The organism is Streptomyces sp. NPDC005808 (assembly GCF_042871385.1).
Taxonomy (GTDB): Bacteria; Actinomycetota; Actinomycetes; order Streptomycetales; family Streptomycetaceae; genus Streptomyces.
Genome location: NZ_JBIAIK010000005.1, coordinates 180,781 through 201,280, shown reverse-complemented (window position 1 = coordinate 201,280; position 20,500 = coordinate 180,781). Strand labels below are relative to the sequence as shown.

The window sequence follows — 20,500 nt, the reverse complement described above, 5'->3', positions numbered from 1 at the left end:
TGGAGGTGTCGGTCCTCAGACCGGCCGGCTCAGCCCGTGAGTCCCAACTCCCGCGCGATCAGCATCCGCTGCACCTCGCTCGTACCCTCCCCGATCTCCAGGATCTTGGAGTCGCGCCACATGCGGGCCACCGGGTACTCGTTCATGAAGCCGTAGCCGCCGTGGATCTGGGTGGCGTCGCGGGCGTTGTCGACGGCGATGGTGGAGGAGTAGAGCTTGGCGATCGCCGCCTCCTTCTTGAAGGGCTCTCCGGCGACCAGGCGCGAGGCGGCGTCACGCCAGCCGACGCGGGCCATGTGCGCCTTCATCTCCATGTCGGCGATCTTGAACTGGATGGCCTGGTAGGAGCCGATGTTCCGGCCGAAGGCGTGGCGCTCCTTCGCGTACTTCACCGACTCGTCCACGCAGCCCTGTGCGAGCCCGGTGGCCAGGGCCGCGATCGCGATGCGGCCCTCGTCCAGGATGCGGAGGAACTGGGCGTAGCCGCGGCCTTCCTCGCCGAGGAGGTTGGCGGCGGGTACCCGGACGTCCGAGAAGGAGAGCTCGCGGGTGTCCGAGGCGTTCCAGCCGACCTTCGAGTAGGGGGCGGCCACCGTGAAGCCGGGGGTTCCGGACGGGACGATGATCGCGGAGATGCGCGGCTTGCCGTCGGGCTTGCGGCCCGTGACCGCGGTGACCGTGACCAGGCCCGTGATGTCGGTGCCCGAGTTGGTGATGAAGCACTTGGTGCCGTTGATCACCCACTCGTTCGTGTCCGAGTCGAGCCGGGCCGTCGTACGTGTTGCGCCCGCGTCCGAGCCGCCGTCCGGCTCGGTCAGGCCGAAGGCGCCGAGGATCTCGCCCGAGCAGAGGCGGGGGAGCCACTCCGCCTTCTGGGCCTCGGTGCCGAACAGGTGGATCGGCATCGCGCCCAGCGAGACGCCCGCCTCCAGGGTGATCGCCACGGAGGAGTCGACGCGGGCCAGTTCCTCCAGCGCGACGCCGAGGGCCAGGTAGTCGCCGCCCATGCCGCCGTACTCCTCCGGGAACGGCAGCCCGAACAAGCCCATGCGGCCCATCTCGCGCACGATCTCGTACGGGAACTCGTGCCGCTCGTAGAAGTCACCGATCTTCGGCGCGACGACATCGTGGGCGAACTCCTCGACCGTACGGCGGAGTTCGTCGAGTTCGGGGGAGAGCCGGTGGTCCAGGGACATGGGGATCACTCCTGGTGGGAGAGGGCGCGGACGGTGCGAGAGGGGCTGGGTCGGCCCAGTTGGCCGGCCATCCACACGCTGGTGGCGGTGAGACGGCCGAGGTCCACCCCGGTGTCGACACCGAGGCCCTGGAGCATCCACACGAGGTCTTCGGTGGCGAGGTTCCCGGTGGCGGACTTGGCGAACGGGCAGCCGCCGAGGCCGCCCGCCGAGGCGTCGACGGTCGTGACGCCGTGCTGCAGCGCGGCCAGGGTGTTGGCGAGCGCCTGGCCGTACGTGTCGTGGAAGTGCACGCCGATCGAACTGGTCGGCACGCCCTCTTCGTTGAGCTCGGCGAGCAGGCTCTGCACATGACCGGGCGTCGCCACGCCGATGGTGTCGCCGAGGCTCAGCTCGTCGCAGCCCATGTCGAGCAGTGCCTTGCAGACGCGGACCACCTGGTGGATGGGGACGGCGCCCTCCCAGGGGTCGCCGAAGCACATGGACAGGTAGCCGCGGACCTGCAGCTTCTCCTGCCGTGCGCGGGTCACCACCGGCTCGAACATGGCCAGGGCCTCGTCGACCGTCCTGTTGAGGTTGGCCTTCGCGAAGGACTCCGTGACGCTGGCGAAGACGGCCACGCGGGTGGCGCCCAGGGCGAGGGCCCGGTCGAGACCGCGTGCGTTCGGTACGAGGACGGGCAGGCGGACGCCCGGCAGATCCCGTACGAGGGGGAACAGCTGCTCCGCGTCCGCGAGTTGGGGCACCCACTTCGGGTGTACGAAGCTGGTGGCCTCGATGGTGGTGAGGCCCGCGTCGGCCAGGCGGCGGATGAACTCCGCCTTGATCTCCGTCGGGACCGTCGCGTTCTCGTTCTGCAGACCGTCGCGCGCGCCGACCTCGTGGATCCGCACCCGGGCGGGAAGATCCTGGGCTGGTACGACCATGGGGAGGCCGAGTTCGGGGGTGCTCATGCCGTCGGCTCCCCTTCCACTGGTTCCGCCGGTGTGATGACCGCCAGGACCTGGTCCATGGCGACCGTCGTGCCCGGCGTGACGTCCAGCTCGCTCACCGTTCCGGCGTGCGGCGCGGAGATGACGTGCTCCATCTTCATCGCCTCGACGACCAACAGGCTCTGCCCGGCGGCCACTTCGTCACCGACGGCGACCTTCACCACGGTCACCGTCCCCGGCATGGGAGCGGTGAGCGACTCGGCGCCCGCGTGCGCGGCGCCGGTGAGGGACGCGGCGACCGGGTCGTGGTCGCGGACGTGCCAGGCGTCGCCGTCGCGGCCCAGCCAGGTGCCGTCCGGCAGGGCGGCGAAGGTGTGGGTGACGCCGTCGAGCCGGCAGGTGAACCCGGGTGAGGCTCCCCCTCGGGCCCTGGGGGTGGACCCCAGCAGGGGTGGTTTCCCGGTGTCGAGGAGGACCTCGGTGGCGCCGCCCGCCGTGCCGCGCACGCGGACGGTCACCGGGTCGTGCCCCGGCACCTGCAAGTGGTGTGCCGTCCAGGCGCGTTCGCCGCCCAGGCGCCAGCCGTCCGGTACGGAGAACGGATCGACCCAGCCGGAGGAGTCCTGGGGGCCGAGGGCGGCCTGGCGCAGCAGCGCCGCCGCCGCGTACACCTCCTGCGGCACCTCCGCCGGGACCAGTGAATCCGCCTCCCGCTCCACCAGCCCCGTGTCCAGCTCACCGGCCACCACCGCGGGGTGGGCGAGCAGCCGCCGCAGGAACCCGGCGTTCGTCTGCACCCCCAGCGTCACCGTCTCCGCCAGCGCGGCCCGGAGCTTGCGGAGCGCGGTCGCGCGGTCCGGACCGTACGCGATGACCTTGGACAGCATCGGGTCGTAGAGCGAACCGACCTCGCTGCCCTCACTCAGCCCGGAGTCGGTGCGTACGCCGTCGCCCTGCGGCTCGTGCAGCGCCAGCACCGTGCCGCCCGAGGGGAGGAATCCGCGCGCGCCCTCTTTAATGGACACAGTCTCGGCACACACCCGGGCCTCGACCGCGTGTCCCGTGAGCGTGATGTCCGCCTGCCCGTACGGCAGTTGCTCGCCCGCGGCCACCCGGAGCTGCCACTCCACCAGGTCCAGGCCCGTGACCAGCTCGGTGACCGGGTGTTCCACCTGGAGGCGGGTGTTCATCTCCATGAAGAAGTACGAGGAGGGGTCGCTGCCCGGCACGATGAACTCCACCGTGCCCGCGCCCTCGTAGCCGCACGACCTGGCGGCCTGGACTGCCGCCTCGCCCATCGCGGCACGGGTGGCGGCGTCGAGGAACACGCTCGGCGCCTCTTCGATGATCTTCTGGTGGCGGCGCTGGAGGGAACACTCGCGCTCGCCGAGGTGGACCACGTGCCCGTGGGCGTCCGCCAGGACCTGGATCTCGATGTGCCGGGGGCGGTCGATCCACCGCTCCACGAGGAGGGTGTCGTCGCCGAAGGAGGCGCGTGCCTCGCGCCGGGCGGCCGCGATCTCCTCGGCCAGTGTCGAGGCGTCCCGCACCAGCCGCATGCCCTTGCCGCCGCCGCCCGCGCTGGGCTTCAGCAGTACCGGCATCCCGATATCGCGGGCGGCGCCGGCCAGTTCCGCGTCGGTGAGTCCGCTGCCGGATGAGCCCGGGACCACCGGGACGCCGGCCGCCCGCACGGTCTCCTTGGCGCGGATCTTGTCGCCCATCAGCGCGATCGCGCCCGCGGGCGGTCCGATGAAGACCAGTCCGGCGTCCGCGCAGGCCCGCGCGAAGGAGGCGTTCTCCGCGAGGAAGCCGTACCCGGGGTGGACGGCCTGGGCGCCCGTCCGCGCGGCGGCCTCCAGCAGCCGGTCGGCCGACAGATAGCTCTCGGCGGCCGGCGCCGGACCGATCCGTACCGCCGTGTCCGCCTCGCGCACATGCCGGGCGTCGGCGTCGGCGTCGGAGAAGACGGCCACCGAGCGCACGCCGAGCGAGCGCAGCGTACGGATGACCCGGACGGCGATCTCTCCCCGGTTGGCCACAAGTACCGTGTCGAACATTCCCAGCCTCACATCCGGAAGACGCCGAACTGGGGTTCACCCAGGGGCGCGTTGGCGCAAGCGGTCAAGGCGAGCCCCAGCACCTGCCGGGTCTCCATCGGGTCGATCACACCGTCGTCCCAGAGGCGGGCCGTCGCGTAGTAGGCGCTGCCCTGGCGCTCGTACTGCTCGCGGACCGGGTCCTTGAAGGCCTCTTCGTCCTCGGCCGGCCAGGACTCCCCGCGCCCCTCCAACTGATCGCGCTTGACGGTCGCGAGGACGGAGGCGGCCTGCTCGCCGCCCATCACGGAGATCTTGGCGTTCGGCCACATCCACAGGAACCGCGGCGAGTACGCCCGGCCGCACATCGAGTAGTTCCCCGCGCCGTACGACCCGCCCACCACCACCGTCAGCTTGGGCACGCGGGTGCAGGCGACGGCCGTGACCATCTTGGCGCCGTGCTTGGCGATGCCACCGGCCTCGTACTGCCGCCCCACCATGAACCCCGAGATGTTCTGCAGGAAGACCAGCGGGATGCCGCGCTGGTCGCACAGCTCGATGAAGTGGGCGCCCTTCTGGGCCGATTCGGAGAACAGGATGCCGTTGTTGGCGACGATCCCGACCGGGTGGCCGTGGATGTGCGCGAACCCGGTGACCAGGGTCTGCCCGAACTCCGCCTTGAACTCCGCGAAACGCGAACCGTCGACCACGCGCGCGATGACCTCACGTACGTCGTACGGGGTGCGGGAGTCGACCGGTACGGCGCCGTACATCCCGTACGGGTCGACCTTGGGCTCCGAGGGAGAGGTGACCGCCCATGGCAGGGGTCCGCGCGCGGGGAGGGTGGCGACGATGTTCCGGACGATCCGCAGCGCGTGCGCGTCGTCCTCGGCGAGGTGGTCGGTGACGCCCGACACGCGCGCGTGGACATCGCCGCCGCCCAGCTCCTCGGCGGTGACGACCTCGCCCGTGGCTGCCTTCACCAGGGGAGGGCCGCCGAGGAAGATCGTGCCCTGATTGCGCACGATCACGGCCTCGTCGCTCATCGCGGGCACATAGGCGCCGCCCGCCGTGCAGGAGCCGAGGACGGCGGCGATCTGCGGGATGCCGGCGCCCGACATCCGCGCCTGGTTGTAGAAGATCCGGCCGAAGTGCTCGCGGTCGGGGAAGACCTCGTCCTGCATGGGCAGGAAAGCCCCTCCGGAGTCGACGAGGTAGAGGCAGGGGAGACGGTTTTCGAGCGCCACCTCTTGGGCGCGGAGGTGCTTCTTCACCGTCATCGGGTAGTACGTGCCGCCCTTGACGGTCGCGTCATTGGCGACGATCACGCACTCGCGGCCACTCACCCGGCCGATCCCGGCGATCACTCCGGCGGCCGGGGCCTGTCCGTCGTACAGCCCGTCCGCGGCGAGCGGGGCCAGCTCCAGGAAGGGCGAGCCCGGATCGAGGAGGGCGTCCACGCGATCGCGCGGCAGCAGCTTTCCGCGCGCGGTGTGCCGGTCGCGGGCCCGTTGGCCGCCACCGAGCCGGGCCGCGGCGAGCTTCTGGCGCAGCTCCTCGCCCAGCGCGTGATGGGCCGCCTCATTGGCGCGCCAGGCCTCGGACGCGGGGTCGGCCGCGCTCGTCAGCTCCGGTGCCTCGTGGTGCATTGCGCGGACCCCTCACCTTGTTAATGAGCGTTAACGCGTTTCCTCCAGGTTAACGACCGCTAACCTCCCTGTCTAGAATTGCTTCCATGGCCACGAGAACCGACGCCCCCACCCGTCGCGAGCAGATCCTCAAGGAGGCCGCCCGGCTGTTCGCCGAGCGCGGCTTCCACGGCGTGGGAGTGGATGAGATAGGGGCCGCGGTCGGCATCAGCGGCCCCGGTCTGTACCGGCACTTCCCCGGCAAGGACGCGATGCTCGCCGAGCTGCTGGTGGGGATCAGCGGGCAGCTGCTGACCGGCGCCAAGCGGCGGGTCGCGGACGCCGACGGGAAGTCTTCGAGCGCCGACGGGAGGTCCGCGGACGTCGATGGGAGGTCTGCGGACCCCGACGGGAACCCTTCGGAGCGGGTCCTCGACTCGCTCATCGAGGGTCACATCGACTTCGCGCTCGACGACCGCCCGCTGATCACCCTGCATGACCGCGAGCTGGACCGCCTCCGCGACAGCGACCGCAAGCTCGTACGACAGCTCCAGCGGCAGTACGTCGAGCTGTGGGTGGAGGTCGTGTGCAAGGTCTATCCGTCCCTGGCCGAGTCCACCGCCCGCTCCGCCGTGCACTCCGTCTTCGGCCTGCTCAACTCCACGCCCCACCTGGGCCGCCCGGGTTCACTGCCGGGCCGCGCCACCACCGCCGCACTCCTGCGGCGAATGGCGAGGGGTGCCTTCGAGGCGGCGGGGGCGTGACGAGCGTCTCGGGGTACCTGCTCTGGACGACGGTCGTGACTGCCCGGTAACCTATACCTGAGCAAGCGCTTAGCCATGGGGGGCGCGACCATCATCGAGGAACCCCTGCGGCGAGCAACCCCATACGCGAGAGCGGCGCCGGCTTAGGCGCAGAAAGGTGCCGGCGGTGCGCCGTACTGTGTTCAACGAGGACCACGAGGCGTTCCGGGAGACCCTCCGGGCCTTCATCGAGGCCGAGGTCGTCCCCGTCTACGACGAGTGGTTCGCCGCGGGCCAGGCACCGCGCGACTTCTACTACAAGCTGGCCGAGCTCGGCGTCTTCGGTATCCGCGTGGACGAGGAGTACGGCGGCGCGGGCATCGACTCGTACAAGTTCGAGGCCGTGATCTACGAGGAGACCTCGCGCGCGGGTGTCTCCTTCGGCGGCTCCGGTGTGCACGTGCTGCTCGGCCTGCCGTACATCAAGGCGCTCGCCACCGACGAGCAGAAGAAGCGCTTCCTGCCGAAGTTCGTCTCCGGCGAGGAGATGTGGGCCCTGGCGATGACCGAGCCGGGCACCGGCTCCGACCTCGCGGGCATGAAGACCACAGCGAAGCTCTCCGAGGACGGCACGCACTACGTCCTCAACGGCGCCAAGACCTTCATCACCGGTGGTGTGCACGCCGACAAGGTCATCGTCTGCGCCCGCACCGCCGCGCCCACGGCCGAGGACCGCCGCTTCGGCATCTCGCTGTTCGCCGTGGACACCAAGTCCGAGGGCTACTCGGTCGGCCGCAAGCTGGACAAGCTCGGCCTGAAGACCTCCGACACCGCCGAGCTGGCGTTCGTCGACGTGAAGGTGCCGGTCGAGGACCTGCTCGGCGAGGAGAACAAGGGCTTCTACTACCTCGGCGGCAACCTGCCCTCCGAGCGCTGGGGCATCGCGTTCGGCGCGTACGCGCAGGCCGCGGCGGCCGTCCGGTTCGCCAAGGAGTACGTCCAGGAGCGCACGGTCTTCGGCAAGACGGTCGCCCACTTCCAGAACACCAAGTTCGAGCTGGCCGCCTGCCAGGCCGAGGTGGACGCGGCTCAGGCCGTCGCCGACCGCGCCCTGGAGGCCCTCGACGCGGGCGAGCTGTCGCCGGCCGAGGCCGCGAGCGCCAAGCTGTTCTGCACCGAGGTCGCGCACCGCGTCATCGACCGCTGCCTCCAGCTGCACGGTGGCTACGGTTTCATGAACGAGTACCCGATCGCCCGCCTGTACGCGGACAACCGCGTGAACAGGATCTACGGCGGCACCAGCGAGATCATGAAGTCGATCATCGCCAAGGACATGGGCCTGTAGTCAGGGACGTGGGCCTGTAGTCACGGACATGGTTCTCCTCGATCTGCTCAAGGTGGAGCAGATCGGGGAGAGACCGAAGTGCCTGACTCCTGGAGCCATTTCTACTGGCCAGTAATCCAGTGCGCACCGGCGACGCGGGCGTGGCCCGCACGGGCCACGCCCCGGCGCCCGACTGACTTGGCCTTTAGTGTCGTTGGTATGACCGCGAACTCCCTGCGCTCCGTCACCGTCGAGCGAACCAGCACCGGCCACTTCACCGCGACGAACGCGCGCGGCGGCACGATCAGTTTCGGCACCGGTTCCGATGCGGGCGCGGACGCCGAGTTCACCCCGGTCGAGCTGTTGCTCGCCGCGATCGGAGGCTGCACGGCGGTGGACGTCGATGTCGCCACCAGCCGTCACGCGGAGCCCGCCAGGTTCTCCGTCGCGGTGACCGGCGACAAGATCAGCGACGGGCTCGGCAACCGGATGACCGACCTCACCGTCACGTTTTCCGTGGCATTCCCGGACGGCGAGGGTGCGGATCGTGCCCGGGCGATTCTTCCCCGCGCGGTCAAGACCTCCCACGACCGGCTCTGCACGGTCAGCCGCACGGTCGAGATCGGCACGCCCGTCACCGTGACGGTCGAGGACGCCTGACCGTACCTGTGGCGACCAAGGAAGCCCGTACGGGCTGACGCTGCTCTCCCGGCAGAACAGCCGGCCCACTCCAGGGCGGGCGCGGCCGAGATCGTGCGTCCGCCTGCCCTGGAGCGGCAGCTGTCAGGACCCGGCGTCGGTGTCGTCGTCGGGTATGTCGTCGCGGTCTCCCTCGGCCTGGGAGGGGGTGTGGTCGCTCATCAGTGTGACTCCTGGAGTGCGGTCTGGCCGTGGGTCTGCTGGAAGGTTTCCGTGACCTGGCGCATGCGCAGTTGTTCCAGCGTGTCCAGCTGCCGTTGGGCGCGATCGAGAAGGCCGTCGAGGTGGGCGGGATCGAGGCGTTCGTCGCGGTCGGCCAGCCGGCGCAGTGTCCGCCAGCCGGCGGCCTTCCCCTCCACGCCCAGGCGCAGCAGCTCCAGTTCCAGCATGGGAGTGAGCGGCGAACGCTGGACGAGGCGGCCGTTGGCCTTGAGCCGGCCCGCCCGCTCGGCCAGTCGTCCCGCGACGATCTTGTAGCGGCGTACGGGAACGTCGAGTCCCCGCATGATCCGCAGCAGGTCCGCCCGGTCCTGGGCGATCTCCTCGGCGATCGGCCGCACGGCGTCGGCGAGCGCCGGATCCCGCTCGGCCTCGGCCTCGGCCAGTGACCGTACCCGGTCCACGCCGAGGGTGGCTCCGGCGAGGTGGTCGTTCAGATAGATGCCGAGCAGGTCCGTGTCGGTTCGGTTCGGGCGGTCGTCCATGGGCTCTCCCTTGCGATCGGTGGCGTGCCGGCGACGTCCGAAGTCGGCCGAGTACCCGGGCGACGTCCGAAGGCGGCCGAATACCCCGGGTACCCCGAGGAGCCCGGTCACACGGCGGGGCGGGTACCCGCGTTGTTTCGAGTTTTCCGGTTCCTCGACAACTGGCAACTGGCCACCGGCCCCGCGCCACAGGCGAACGCCGTCAGCGGCTGAGGAGGGACACGAATGCGGGCGGGGCCTGGGTCAGGCCGGTATTCACCCCCAAGTCGGGCAACTGGCCGTCACGGGGATCCAGGAGGGCGTGGTCCGTGTCCCGCGGTGAGCGTCTCCCGGGTATGACTTGGGACATGGCTGAGGTTTTTTCTGAGCAGGAAAGCGGCGGCGGCGAGAGCACCTCCACGGTGCTCGTGGCCGCCGCGGCCAATCTGGGCATCGCGCTCGCCAAGGCTGTCGCCGGGGTGATCAGCGGGTCCAGCGCGATGCTGTCCGAGGCAGCCCACTCGGTGGCGGACACGGTCACCGAGGTGATGCTGCTGGCCGCGCTGAAGCGCAGCGAGAAACCGGCGGACGAGGAACACCCGCTCGGCTACGGCCCCGAGCGCTACATCTGGGCACTCCTCGCGGCCGTCGCGACCTTCGTCGGCGGCGCGGTGTTCTCGCTCTACGACGGCATCCACACCCTCGTCGCCGGCGAGGAACTGGGCGACCCGCTCATCTCGTACATCGTGCTCGCCGTCGCCTTCCTCCTGGAGGGCTACTCCCTGCGCACCGGTGTCCGCCAGGCGCGCGGGGAGGCGGAGCGCTTCGGGGCGTCCTTCAAGCTCTACCTCCGGCACACCCCCGACACCGCCGTGAAGGCGGTCGTCCTGGAGGACACGGCCGCGCTGGCGGGCCTGCTGCTCGCCGCCGGCGGTCTGCTCGGCGGACAGCTCACCGGGTCCGGGGTCTGGGACGGCATCGCGTCCCTGTGCATCGGCGCACTCCTGCTGTACGTCGCCTGGGTCCTCGGCCGCTCCAACGCGGAACTGCTCATCGGGCGCCCGCTGCCCAAGCCGATGCGGGAGCGGATCCGGGCCGAACTGCTCGCGCTGGAGCACGTGGACGCCGTACTGGAGTTGACGACTCTGGTGCAGGGGCCGCACGAGGCGCTGGTCGCCGCGAAGGTCGACTTCCGGGACGCGTCGACCGCCGCGCAGATCGAGTGGGCCTGCGAGCAGGCGGAGCAGCGGCTGCGGGAGGTGTTCCCGGCGGTGAGCCGGGTGTACCTGGATCCGACGCCGGGGTTCGCGCAGCGGCGGGAGGAGGGGCTCAACCCGTGGCCGTGACCACGGACGCGGGTCCCGGCGACGGGCGGCGGCACGGGACGGTGAACGTTCCCGTGGGGTCCGCCGCCCGGGTCGACCGGGTGGGTCAGACCAGGCCTGCCGCGTTCAGCAGGTACGCCGTCATCGGGTCGTAGTACCGCGGGCTGGTGACGTGGTCGTCCAGCGGGATCACCACCTGGAGGGTGCCCTCGGACTCGGCGAGGAACAGGGCGGGGTCGTTGCAGTCGGCGTACCCCACGGAGTCGATGCCCTGCTGGCCCGCGAAGCCGGCCCAGCCGTGGTCGGCGACGACCAGGTCGGGCAGCGGCCGGCCCTCGCGCTCCAGGCCGCCCAGGATCGCGCGCATCGGCTCACCGGAATGGGTGTGCCAGAGGGTGGCGCCGTGCTCCAGCATCGCGACGTCCGCGAACTGCATCACGTACCCCTCGTCCGTCTGCAGCCCGTCCGGGATGACCACGATCTCGCAGCCGGCGGCGCGCAGGGCGGCGGCGGTCGCGCGGTGCACGTCGAGCAGGCCGCCCGGGTGCCCGGTCGCGAACAGCACGCTCTGGGTGCCGTCGGCCGCCTTGCGCAGTCGCGCCGCCGCCCGGTCCAGGGCGGCGACCGTCAGCTCCGGGTCGATGGTGTCCTGTCCGTAGCGGTACTCCGGGTCGTCGTTCACGCCGCAGCGCTCCGCCATCACCGCGAGCACGTCCTGCTCGTCGGTCCAGCGGTCCCCGAGTTCGAGCCCGAGCCACCAGTTGCGCTCGCCGTTCGCCAGCTTGCGGTAGTGGGAGAGGTTGTTCTCGCGGGGAGTGGCTACGTCGCCCGCGATACGCGTCTTGACGAGGTGGTCGACGAGCTCTTGGCGGCTGGGGATCCCGGGTATCGGCATAGGCCCATTGTGCCGTCGCTCCCGGTGCACGACGTGGATGTCCCGAAGCCTGGGATGCGGGTCACTTGGGAAAGACGGGCTTGTCAGTGCTGTGGTGCAGGATCAGCACGTCGACTCTTCGAGGAATGTGGGGGGATCACTGTGTCGATCACGAACCAGCGGATGCGGGAGCACGCGTTTCTGAGCGGACTGTACGGCGACGACCACTACCCGGATCACGTCCTCGACAAGGGCAAGGCGATCCTCCTGGGGCTGTGCGAGCGGATCGAGGCGGAGCGGCCCTCGGACCTGGCCGCGCTGTACGTGCTCACGGAGGCGGCGACGGAGGAGTTCAACACTCTGGAGGCCGAGTTCGACGCGGCGGGCAGCGAGATCGAGACCGTCGCGCGCGAGGAGATAGCGGAGGACTTCTCGTTCGTGGCGTCCGCTTATGGGTTCGCGGACGCCGATGCGGAGGAACTGATCGCTGCTCGGGAGTGGTGAGACACGGTCGACGGGGGCACCGGAACGGAACGCGAGTGGAAGGCTCAGGCCTCGAAGCCGTACTCCAGGATGTAGGCGGACGCGACCGTCAGCATGTCGTTCACTTCGACGACCCACCCCTTCGCGTAGGGGCACTGTTCGAGCGCTGGGGTTGCCGCCCGCGCCTGCGTGTCATCGGGAAGGTGACATGGGTGGAGGTGCCGCTGCCACGATGAGTGCTGCCAACACGGCGGTACTGTCGGAACCGCCACACATCACACCGAACGGCACTCATGAGGAGCTCCCCGTGGCCGATGCGCCCGTCCCCCCACCGGACCACTCCGCCTCGCCCGACGATGCCGTCACGGTCACCCTCACCTACACCGGCAGTCAGGCCGAAGTGCTGCGCACGCTGGCCCTCCTGGAGGGGCGCACCCCGGAGGAAGTGGCACTGGACCACATCGCACGTGGCGTCCCGCTGTCCTTCTCCTCCTCAGTGGGAGAGGACTCAGAGGCGATGGCCGCGCTGGCGCGGGCGATGTTCGACGGGCCCACCGACTTGGCCGCCCGGTCCGGCGATGAACTTTTCCGGGAGGGCGACCGTTGAAGCGTCACCTGTTCGCGGTTGCGGACACGTCGGTCCTCCTCGCCGTCTACAACCGCAAGGACGATCACCACGAGACCTCTGTACGAGCTCTCTCACTGGTCGACCGACTGGTGGTGTCCCCGATGGTCCTGGCCGAGCTGGACTATCACCTCACGACGAAGATCAGCGGCAAGGCGGCAGCAGACGCTCTGGCCAGCATGCGTGCTTGGGCGGGCACGGATCGACTCAAGCTCGCCACCGTAGGGTGGCCGCTCTTGAGCCAGGCCGAGCTTCTCATGCGTACGTACGCGGATCACGACGCCATCGGTATGACCGACGCGGTCAACGCCATCCTGACGTGGACGCTGCCGCAGCCCGTCATCCTGTCGCTCGATCACCACTACCGAGACGTCATCGCACCCCGGACGGCGACCGAGAGGCCGCTGCACGTGATTCCGGACTCCGAGTAGTACACATCCGCCAAGCGGTATGTGTGCTTCAAAACTCACTCGTCCCGCAACGCGAACCACAACTCCATCCGTACGTCCGGATCGTCGAGGTCGGTGCCGAGCAACTGCGCGCACCGCGCGACGCGTTGGCGGACGGTGTTGCGGTGGACGGACAGGGCCACCGCTGTGCGGTCCCAACTGCCGTGCAGGGAGAGCCAGGTGCGGAGGGTTTCGGTGAGGGCGGGGTTCGCGGCGATGGGGGCGAGGAGGGTGCGGGCGTGGGCCTCGGCGTCGGACGCGGGGACCAGGTCGGCGAGGGCCGGGCGCTCGCCGTGGCGGACCAGCGGCGTACGGGTGGCGCGGGCGCGGGCCAGCGCACGGGCGGCCTGTGTGTCGGCCGCCGCCCACGCGTGCGGGCCGGCGGGCGCGCTGACCCCACAGGTCCAGCCCGCCTGCGGGGCGGGTTCACAGTCGCCGGGCACGAGAACCCGTACGACGTCACCGTCCGCGTCGACCAGCGCGGAGCCCAGTGCTGCGCCCAGCGCGGACGCGGCCAAGGTGTCCGGCGTGGGGCCGTCCCCGACGGGCCGCGCGTGGACGACGAGCCATCGCTCTCCGCCGCCCAGCAGTGGCGCCACCGCCTCCGGCGAGGCCCCCAGCAGCAGCCGCACGAGCGCCGCCGACCGCGCCGACCCGCTCCCGCTCCGGTGCTCGCCGGTGAGGAGGGAGAGCAGCACGGCCGCCACGGAGGCGATGGTGTGATCCCCGGGCTCACGACGCGCCGCCCCGACCCCGAGGACGAAGCCCCGCCCGGCCCCGAGGGCGTAGGCGGCGAGGTGGATGCCGCCTGCGGTGTCGGTTGCGGAGGAGGGGGTGGGGCCGCTGTGGGCCTCTCCGGGTCGTACGACCCGGGCCAGCTCGGCGAGAGCCTGCACCGCGTCTTCCCCTGCGCCATTCCTCACGTCTGCCGCGCCCCTCCCCACTTCCCCCGCACCCCTCCCCGCCCGCGCCAGCTCCGCCCCCTCCGGCCCGTACAGCACAGCCCAGCCGCTCACCCGTTGGGCGAGCTGCCGCAGTACCGCCGGAACCGGATCCGGGCGGGCTGCTGCCGCGGCGAGGCTCTGCTGGGCCTCTGTCACGCGGCGGAGTTCCGTGTGGCGGGCCTGGGCCATGAGCTGCCAGACCGCGCGGGCCACGCCGGAGAAGGTGGTGCGGGGCGGGACCTCCAGGAGCGGGAGGCCGTACGTGTCGCAGGCCGCGACCAGCGCGCGCGGGACCGTGTCGTGGACCGGGGCCACGCCGAAGCCGAGGGCCGCGCCGCCCGCGGCGACGATGCGGGCGACGTAGTCGTCGAAGTAGGTGCCGGAGCCCGCCGCCTCCGGGATGTGGACGCCGGCGGTGAGGAGCAGCTCCCCGCCCAGCAGATACGGGTACGGGTCCGCCATCTCCGATGTGTGCGCCCAGTGGATCACCGCGTCCGGGTCGACGGAGCCGGCGATCTGCTGCAGGCCGAGATCCTCCCGGGCCAGAAGTGCGGAGAGCGGCACCGGCGGGGTCGGCGGGACGGGAGGGATAGGTAGGACAGATTTGGCAGGTGAGGCAGGTGAGGCAGGTGAGGCAGGTGGGGTGGATGCGTCCGGCATGAGTGGATGTTTCCTCCATCCAAATCAGCGGCAATGGATGAAACGTACACTTCAGTGTCGCTTTCCGGCCACCTAGTGTCGTGACCGCCGGCAGCCGCGGGTACGGGCGGATGTCCCCGCGAACAGCCACCGGCCAGCCCCCCCACATCACCTGCACGACACGCCACCGAGTGCGCGGAGGAGACCCCCATGGCCGTCGACTACACAGTGATCGTCGTCTACCTGGCAGGCATGCTGGCGATGGGCTGGTGGGGCATGCGCCGCGCCAAGTCGAAGAGCGACTTCCTCGTCGCCGGGCGGCGCCTCGGTCCTGCCATGTACTCGGGAACCATGGCGGCGATCGTCCTCGGCGGCGCGTCCACCATCGGCGGGGTCGGCCTCGGCTACCAGTACGGGCTCTCCGGCGCCTGGATGGTGATCACCATCGGGCTCGGACTCCTCGCGCTGTCCGTCTTCTTCTCCGCCCGCATCGCCCGCCTGAAGGTCTACACCGTCTCCGAGATGCTCGACCTCCGCTACGGCGGCCGCGCCGGGGTCATCTCCGGCGTCGTGATGTGGGCGTACACCCTCATGCTCGCCGTCACCTCGACCATCGCGTACGCCACGATCTTCGACGTCCTCTTCGACATGAACCGGACGCTCGCGATCGTCCTCGGCGGCTCGATCGTCGTCGCGTACTCGACGCTCGGCGGCATGTGGTCGATCACGCTCACCGACATGGTGCAGTTCGTCGTCAAGACCATCGGTGTGCTGCTCCTGCTGCTGCCCATCGCCGTCGTGAAGGCCGGCGGGTTCAGCGAGATGAAGGCCGCGCTGCCCACCGAGTACTTCGACCCGCTGGGCATCGGCGGCGAGACGATCTTCACGTACGTGCTCATCTACACGTTCGGCATGCTGATCGGGCAGGACATCTGGCAGCGCGTGTTCACCGCGCGCAGCGACACCACGGCGAAGTGGGGCGGCACGGTCGCCGGTACGTACTGCCTGGTGTACGCCGTCGCGGGCGCCGTCATCGGCACGGCGGCCAAGGTCATGTACCCGACGCTGCCCAGCGCCGACACCGCCTTCGCGACCATCGTGAAGGACGAACTCCCGGTCGGGGTTCGGGGGTTGGTGCTCGCCGCCGCCCTCGCCGCAGTGATGTCGACGTCCTCCGGCGCACTCATCGCCTGCGCCACCGTCGCCAACAACGACATCTGGTCGCGGCTGCGGGGAGCCGCCCCCGGCAAGGACGGCGACGAGCACGACGAGGTCAGGGGCAACCGCGCCTTCATCCTGATCATGGGCATCGCGGTGATCTGTACGGCGATCGCGCTCAACAACGTCGTCGAGGCGCTGACCGTCGCGTACAACCTGCTGGTCGGCGGGCTCCTCGTCCCGATCCTCGGCGGACTGCTGTGGAAGCGCGGCACCGCACAGGGCGCGCTCGCCGCCGTCGTGGTCGGCGGCGGCGCGGTCATCGGCCTGATGGCGACCTACGGCATCCTCGCGAACGAGCCCATCTACTACGGGCTGCTCTCCTCGCTCGCCGTGTACGTGATCGTCTCGCTGGCCACACCCGCGACCGATCCCGCCGTACTGGCCGCCTGGCGCGAGCGCCTCGCGGGCCGGGCCGCCGAACCCTTGTCCGAACCCGTCCCGGCCCACCGGTAGAGTCGTCACAGTAGTACTTAGTTGTACATACGCGATGTTGCGTAAGAAAGAAGGCATTCCAGTATGAGTGGCAACGAGACGCCCCGCGGGCCCGTCGACTCGTCCCGCATCCCGCGGTACGCGGGCCCCGCGACCTTCGCCCGGCTGCCGCGCCTCGACGAGGTCGGCACCGCCGATGTCGCCGTGGTCGGGGTGCCCTTCGACTCGGGCGTCTCGTACCGGCCGGGCGCCCGCTTCGGCGGCAACGCGATCCGCGAGGCGTCCCGGCTGCTGCGCCCCTACAACCCCGCCCAGGACGCCTCGCCCTTCGCCCTCACGCAGGTCGCGGACGCCGGTGACATCGCGGCGAACCCGTTCAACATCAACGAGGCCGTGGAGACGATCGAGGCGGCGGCCGACGAACTGCTCGGCACCGGCGCCCGGTTGATGACGCTGGGCGGCGACCACACCATCGCGCTGCCACTCCTGCGTTCCGTCGCCAAGAAGCACGGCCCCGTCGCGCTGCTCCACTTCGACGCGCATCTCGACACCTGGGACACGTACTTCGGCGCCGAGTACACGCACGGCACCCCGTTCCGCCGCGCGGTGGAGGAGGGCATCCTGGACACCGAGGCGCTCTCGCACGTCGGTACCCGCGGCCCGCTGTACGGCAAGCAGGACCTCACCGACGACGAGAAGATGGGCTTCGGCATCGTCACCTCCGCCGACATCTACCGTCGCGGCGCCGACGAGGTCGCCGACCAGCTCCGCCGGCGGATCGGCGACCGGCCCCTCTACATCTCCATCGACATCGACTGCCTCGACCCGGCGCACGCGCCCGGTACCGGGACGCCGGAGGCGGGCGGCATGACCTCCCGCGAACTCCTGGAGATCCTGCGCGGGTTGTCGTCCTGCAACCTGGTCTCGGCGGACGTGGTGGAGGTCGCGCCCGCGTACGATCACGCCGAGATCACCGCGGTGGCGGCGTCCCACACGGCGTACGAACTCACCACGATCATGTCCCGCCAGATCGCCGCAGCCCGTCAGGAGGCCTGACCCAAGTGACCCACGACCACGACCTGGTGCTCCGCCCCACGGCCGCCCAGACCTCAGCCGCTCTGAACCCGCCCGCCGGGCGCAACGGCGGGGACCTGGTCGTGGAGACTCTCACCGGCCTCGGCGCGACGACCGTCTTCGGCCTGCCCGGGCAGCACGCCCTTGGCATGTTCGACGCGCTGCGCCGCTCGTCCCTCCAGTACGTGGGCCTGCGCGTCGAGAACAACGCGGGGTTCGCGGCGGACGCGTACGGCCGTATCACCGGCGAGGCGGCCCCCCTGCTGCTGTCGACCGGCCCGGGCGCGCTGACCTCGCTGGCCGCGCTCCAGGAGGCGGCCGCGGCTTCCTCCCCGGTCCTCGCCATCAGCAGCCAGGTCCCCACCGCGGGGCTCGGCGGCGGACGCCACGGCTATCTGCACGAACTCCCGGACCAGCAGGCGTCGTTCAGGGGAGTGGTGAAGTCCGTCCACACGGTCCGCAGCCAGTCCCAGATCCCGTCGGCGATCGCCGCGGCGTGGGAGTCGGCCCTGACGGTTCCGCACGGCCCGGTGTGGGTGGAGATCCCGCAGGACGTCCTGCTCGCCGAGACGGCCCTGCCGGTGGTGACGGCGATGGACGCGACCCCCGAGGACGTCGTCCCACGCCCCGAACTCACCGCGGTGGCGGCCCACTTGCTGTCGCATGCGGCCCGCCCGGCGATCATCGCGGGCGGCGGTGTCGTACGAGCCGACGCGTCCGGCAAGCTCCGGCGGCTCGCCGAGCGACTGAACGCCCCCGTCGTCACCACCTTCGGCGGCAAGGGCGCCTTCCCCTGGGAACACCCGCTCTCCCTCCAGTCCTGGCTGGAGGACCGCCACACGACCGACTTCCTCGAAGACGCGGACGTCCTGCTGGTGGTGGGCTCGGGTCTGGGTGAACTGTCCTCCAACTACCACACGTTCAAGCCCCGGGGCCGGGTCATCCAGATCGAGGCGGACCTCGGCAAACTGGAGTCCAACCACCCGGCGCTGGGCATCCACGCGGACGCGCGCCTGGCACTGTCGGCGCTTCTGGAGACGGTGTCCGACCGCGCGGACGACACGGCGGCGGAGCGGGTGCGTACGGTGCTCGCCCGTGTCGGGGAGCGCATCGCCGCCCAGGAACTCACCCTGGAACAGGACGTGTTGGCGGCCGTCCGCCGGGCACTCCCGGCCGGCTCCCCGTCCTTCTGGGACATGACGATCCTCGCCTACTGGGCCTGGTCCGCCTTCGACCCGCGCGGCGCGAACGCCATGCACTCCGCCCAGGGCGCGGGCGGCCTCGGCTACGGCTTCCCCGCCGCACTGGGCGCGGCGACCGCCGACCCGACCCGCCCGGTCCTCGCGGTCTCGGGCGACGGCGGCGCGTTGTATTCGATCGCCGAACTGGCCACGGCCAGGCAGTACGACCTGAACGTCACCTGGCTGATCGTCGACGACGGCGGCTACGGCATCCTCCGCGAGTACATGACGGACGCCTTCGGCCGGTCCACGGCGACCGAGCTGACGCGCCCGGACTACGTGGCCCTCGCCGAGTCCTTCGGGGTGCCGGGCGTCCGCACGACGCCCGAGACCCTGGAGACGGACCTGGCGAAGGCCCTGGCGGCGCCCGGCCCTTCGGTGGTGCTGCTCCCTGCGGTACTGCGGATGTTCGCGCCCACGCATCTTGACTGACCGGCAGGATGCCCACGCGCCTTGACTAACCGGCAGGACGCCCACGCGCCTTGACTAACCGTCAGGAGCCGGGGCTCACCCGGGCAGCGCCAGCTCCGCCCAGGTCGCCTTTCCGGTGCCGTGCTGCCGGGGGCAGAAGCCCCAGCGTTCGGCCAGCGCCTGGATGAGGGTGAGCCCTCGGCCACCCTCCTCTCCGGGAGCCGCCTGACGGGGAACCGGTCGGCGGTCGTCCGCGTCGGCGACCTCCACGCGCAGCAGTCCGTCGTACGTCGCCAGGCGCAGGCCGAGTTCGTGACCGGGCGGGGTGCACGCGTGCTTGAGGGAGTTGCTGATCAGCTCCGAGAGCAACAGCTCGGCGGTTTCGGCCACTTCGCCGTCGATCTGCCAGTCGGTGAGCTGGGTGCGGAGCAGTCGCCGGGCGTGCGGAGCGCTGCGCGGGGTGCGGGGGAGCTGCCAGGTGGCGTCGTTGACATCGGAGTTCGCGGCGGCTTCGGGCATGGAGATCCCCTCCTGGCCGAGCAGGTAGTGGAAGTTGAACTCCCCGTTGGGTACGGGGAGTTCAACCAGTCAGCTCAGTCCGTGGCTACCAGATCGCCTCGACCCATTCGGGGTGGTCGATGAACGGGTTGCGGTTGTGCTGGTAGGTGTCGTAGATGACCTGGTTGCGCTTCTCCTCGAAGGCGCTGGGCGGGTCCGCCTCGTTCCACGCCTTGAGGACGGAGAGCTTGCCCATGTAGGGGTTGCTGCCGTTGTTCACCAGCTGGTTGGGCTCGAGGTTGGCCCAGCCGTCGTCGCCTTCGTAGCGGACGGCCATGTAGAGGATCATGCGGGCGACATCGCCCTTGTCGGCGGCGCGGGGCTCGAACGAGTCGGTGTCCGTGTAACTGCCCGTCGCGCCGCTGACGGCGCTGCCGCCGTTGTCGAAGTCCTTGTTGCCGCGGATGCTGTTGACCTGGACGTCGGCGGGACGCAGGTGGTGCAGGTCGGTGCCGGGACCGGTCGCCTCGCCGAAGTTGCCGTGGGACTTGGCCCACACGTGTTCGCGGTTCCAGTCGCCCACGTCGCCGCCGTTGAGGGACTTGGCGCGCGAGGTGCCGCTGTACAGCAGGATCACGTTGTTGCTGTTGTTCGGGTCCTGGTCGGTGACCATGAGCGCGTTCCAGACCGCGTCGTACGAGATCTTGGTCTGGGGGGCGATGATCGTGTGCAGCGAGGACTTCAGGCTCGTGCCGGTCTTGCCGATCGCGTTCTTGTAGTACGTGGTGTCGTACGCGGTGGTTGTGGCGGCGGCGGGGGTCGCGGCCACGGTGGGGAGGGTGAGGCCGACGAGCACGGCGGACGTGGCCACCGCAAGCGCCTTCCATCTGCCTATCTGCGCAACGGACATGGGGGGTGCCCTTTCCCGTAATCGGCACGCTCGCGATCGCGGCGCCCGGCTGAACGAGGCTGCGATCTACGCGTGTTGACTTTTTCGGTAATCGGGAGCGTGGCATGTCCTGGGGGTCGGTCGTGTAACC

Annotated in this window: 19 protein-coding genes and 1 pseudogene; 11 read left to right on the top strand and 9 right to left on the bottom strand. The window is 70.5% G+C overall.

What is annotated here, in order from left to right:
- Nucleotides 1-29 precede the first annotated feature (29 nt).
- Genes ACFYPC_RS13700 through ACFYPC_RS13685 form a run of 4 tightly spaced genes read right to left on the bottom strand, consistent with a single transcriptional unit; the run spans nt 30 to nt 5,816 of the window.
- Nucleotides 30-1,190 (bottom strand): acyl-CoA dehydrogenase family protein, encoded by a 1,161-nt coding sequence (locus ACFYPC_RS13700; protein ID WP_388675234.1) that lies wholly within the window; start codon nt 1,188-1,190, stop codon nt 30-32.
- A gap of 11 nt (nt 1,191-1,201) precedes the next feature.
- A complete protein-coding gene (locus ACFYPC_RS13695) occupies nt 1,202-2,149 on the bottom strand; it encodes a hydroxymethylglutaryl-CoA lyase (RefSeq protein WP_388674675.1) in 948 nt (315 codons plus the stop codon).
- Entirely contained in the window at nt 2,146-4,188 is a 2,043-nt protein-coding gene (locus ACFYPC_RS13690) for an acetyl/propionyl/methylcrotonyl-CoA carboxylase subunit alpha (protein ID WP_388674673.1), read from the bottom strand. The genes ACFYPC_RS13695 and ACFYPC_RS13690 overlap by 4 nt, the downstream gene beginning before the upstream one ends.
- Nucleotides 4,189-4,196: 8 nt before the next feature.
- Nucleotides 4,197-5,816 carry a carboxyl transferase domain-containing protein gene (locus ACFYPC_RS13685; protein WP_388674671.1) on the bottom strand — a complete coding sequence of 540 codons (1,620 nt, stop codon included), beginning with the start codon at nt 5,814-5,816 and terminating at the stop codon, nt 4,197-4,199.
- A gap of 86 nt (nt 5,817-5,902) precedes the next feature.
- On the opposite strand from ACFYPC_RS13685, the gene ACFYPC_RS13680 reads away from it, so the two are divergent.
- The 3 genes from ACFYPC_RS13680 (at nt 5,903) to ACFYPC_RS13670 (ending at nt 8,522) form a co-directional block, all read left to right on the top strand.
- Nucleotides 5,903-6,559: a TetR/AcrR family transcriptional regulator gene (locus ACFYPC_RS13680; RefSeq protein ID WP_388674669.1), complete on the top strand. Its 657-nt coding sequence runs from the start codon at nt 5,903-5,905 to the stop codon at nt 6,557-6,559.
- Between the two features lie 166 nt (nt 6,560-6,725).
- Nucleotides 6,726-7,883, top strand: coding sequence for an acyl-CoA dehydrogenase family protein (locus ACFYPC_RS13675; RefSeq protein ID WP_388674667.1), 1,158 nt, complete (start codon nt 6,726-6,728; stop codon nt 7,881-7,883).
- 198 nt (nt 7,884-8,081) lie between these two features.
- Nucleotides 8,082-8,522, top strand: coding sequence for an OsmC family protein (locus ACFYPC_RS13670; RefSeq protein ID WP_388674665.1), 441 nt, complete (start codon nt 8,082-8,084; stop codon nt 8,520-8,522).
- Nucleotides 8,523-8,722: 200 nt separating this feature from the next.
- Here the strand turns inward: ACFYPC_RS13670 and ACFYPC_RS13665 are convergent, their stop codons facing one another.
- Nucleotides 8,723-9,265 (bottom strand): hypothetical protein, encoded by a 543-nt coding sequence (locus ACFYPC_RS13665; protein WP_388674663.1) that lies wholly within the window; start codon nt 9,263-9,265, stop codon nt 8,723-8,725.
- 229 nt (nt 9,266-9,494) lie between these two features.
- Between ACFYPC_RS13665 and ACFYPC_RS13660 the strand changes: the two are divergent.
- Nucleotides 9,495-9,587: pseudogene (locus ACFYPC_RS13660) on the top strand (acyl-CoA thioesterase II); the annotation flags it as partial.
- Between the two features lie 25 nt (nt 9,588-9,612).
- Complete coding sequence (locus tag ACFYPC_RS13655; RefSeq protein ID WP_388674661.1) at nt 9,613-10,590, top strand: cation diffusion facilitator family transporter; 978 nt, start codon at nt 9,613-9,615, stop codon at nt 10,588-10,590.
- A gap of 85 nt (nt 10,591-10,675) precedes the next feature.
- On the opposite strand, the gene ACFYPC_RS13650 is transcribed toward ACFYPC_RS13655, so the two are convergent.
- Nucleotides 10,676-11,464 carry a phosphatase gene (locus tag ACFYPC_RS13650; RefSeq protein ID WP_388674659.1) on the bottom strand — a complete coding sequence of 263 codons (789 nt, stop codon included), beginning with the start codon at nt 11,462-11,464 and terminating at the stop codon, nt 10,676-10,678.
- Nucleotides 11,465-11,605: 141 nt separating this feature from the next.
- On the opposite strand from ACFYPC_RS13650, the gene ACFYPC_RS13645 reads away from it, so the two are divergent.
- From ACFYPC_RS13645 to ACFYPC_RS13635, 3 genes are all read left to right on the top strand, one after another.
- Complete coding sequence (locus ACFYPC_RS13645; RefSeq protein ID WP_388674657.1) at nt 11,606-11,947, top strand: DUF5713 family protein; 342 nt, start codon at nt 11,606-11,608, stop codon at nt 11,945-11,947.
- A 286-nt stretch (nt 11,948-12,233) separates the two neighbouring features.
- Nucleotides 12,234-12,533 carry a hypothetical protein gene (locus tag ACFYPC_RS13640; RefSeq protein WP_388674655.1) on the top strand — a complete coding sequence of 100 codons (300 nt, stop codon included), beginning with the start codon at nt 12,234-12,236 and terminating at the stop codon, nt 12,531-12,533.
- A complete protein-coding gene (locus ACFYPC_RS13635; RefSeq protein WP_388674653.1) occupies nt 12,530-12,982 on the top strand; it encodes a type II toxin-antitoxin system VapC family toxin in 453 nt (150 codons plus the stop codon). Before ACFYPC_RS13640 ends, ACFYPC_RS13635 begins: the two co-directional genes overlap by 4 nt.
- 35 nt (nt 12,983-13,017) lie before the next feature.
- Here the strand turns inward: ACFYPC_RS13635 and ACFYPC_RS13630 are convergent, their stop codons facing one another.
- Nucleotides 13,018-14,604 carry a helix-turn-helix domain-containing protein gene (locus ACFYPC_RS13630; RefSeq protein WP_388674651.1) on the bottom strand — a complete coding sequence of 529 codons (1,587 nt, stop codon included), beginning with the start codon at nt 14,602-14,604 and terminating at the stop codon, nt 13,018-13,020.
- Nucleotides 14,605-14,793: 189 nt separating this feature from the next.
- On the opposite strand from ACFYPC_RS13630, the gene ACFYPC_RS13625 reads away from it, so the two are divergent.
- The 3 genes from ACFYPC_RS13625 to ACFYPC_RS13615 all read left to right on the top strand — a co-directional run bounded on the left by ACFYPC_RS13625 (nt 14,794) and on the right by ACFYPC_RS13615 (nt 18,983).
- Entirely contained in the window at nt 14,794-16,257 is a 1,464-nt protein-coding gene (locus ACFYPC_RS13625; protein WP_388674649.1) for a sodium:solute symporter, read from the top strand.
- A 63-nt stretch (nt 16,258-16,320) separates the two neighbouring features.
- Nucleotides 16,321-17,292, top strand: a complete 972-nt coding sequence (gene speB, locus ACFYPC_RS13620; RefSeq protein ID WP_388674647.1) for an agmatinase — start codon at nt 16,321-16,323, stop codon at nt 17,290-17,292.
- Between the two features lie 5 nt (nt 17,293-17,297).
- Complete coding sequence (locus ACFYPC_RS13615; protein WP_388674645.1) at nt 17,298-18,983, top strand: thiamine pyrophosphate-binding protein; 1,686 nt, start codon at nt 17,298-17,300, stop codon at nt 18,981-18,983.
- Nucleotides 18,984-19,058: 75 nt separating this feature from the next.
- Here ACFYPC_RS13615 and ACFYPC_RS13610 read toward each other — a convergent pair whose 3' ends face one another.
- Together ACFYPC_RS13610 and ACFYPC_RS13605 are read right to left on the bottom strand one after the other, a co-directional pair.
- Entirely contained in the window at nt 19,059-19,481 is a 423-nt protein-coding gene (locus ACFYPC_RS13610) for an ATP-binding protein (RefSeq protein WP_388674643.1), read from the bottom strand.
- A gap of 85 nt (nt 19,482-19,566) precedes the next feature.
- On the bottom strand, nt 19,567-20,370 hold the full coding sequence (locus ACFYPC_RS13605) for an endonuclease I family protein (RefSeq protein WP_388674641.1): 804 nt from the start codon (nt 20,368-20,370) through the stop codon (nt 19,567-19,569).
- Nucleotides 20,371-20,500: the final 130 nt, after the last annotated feature.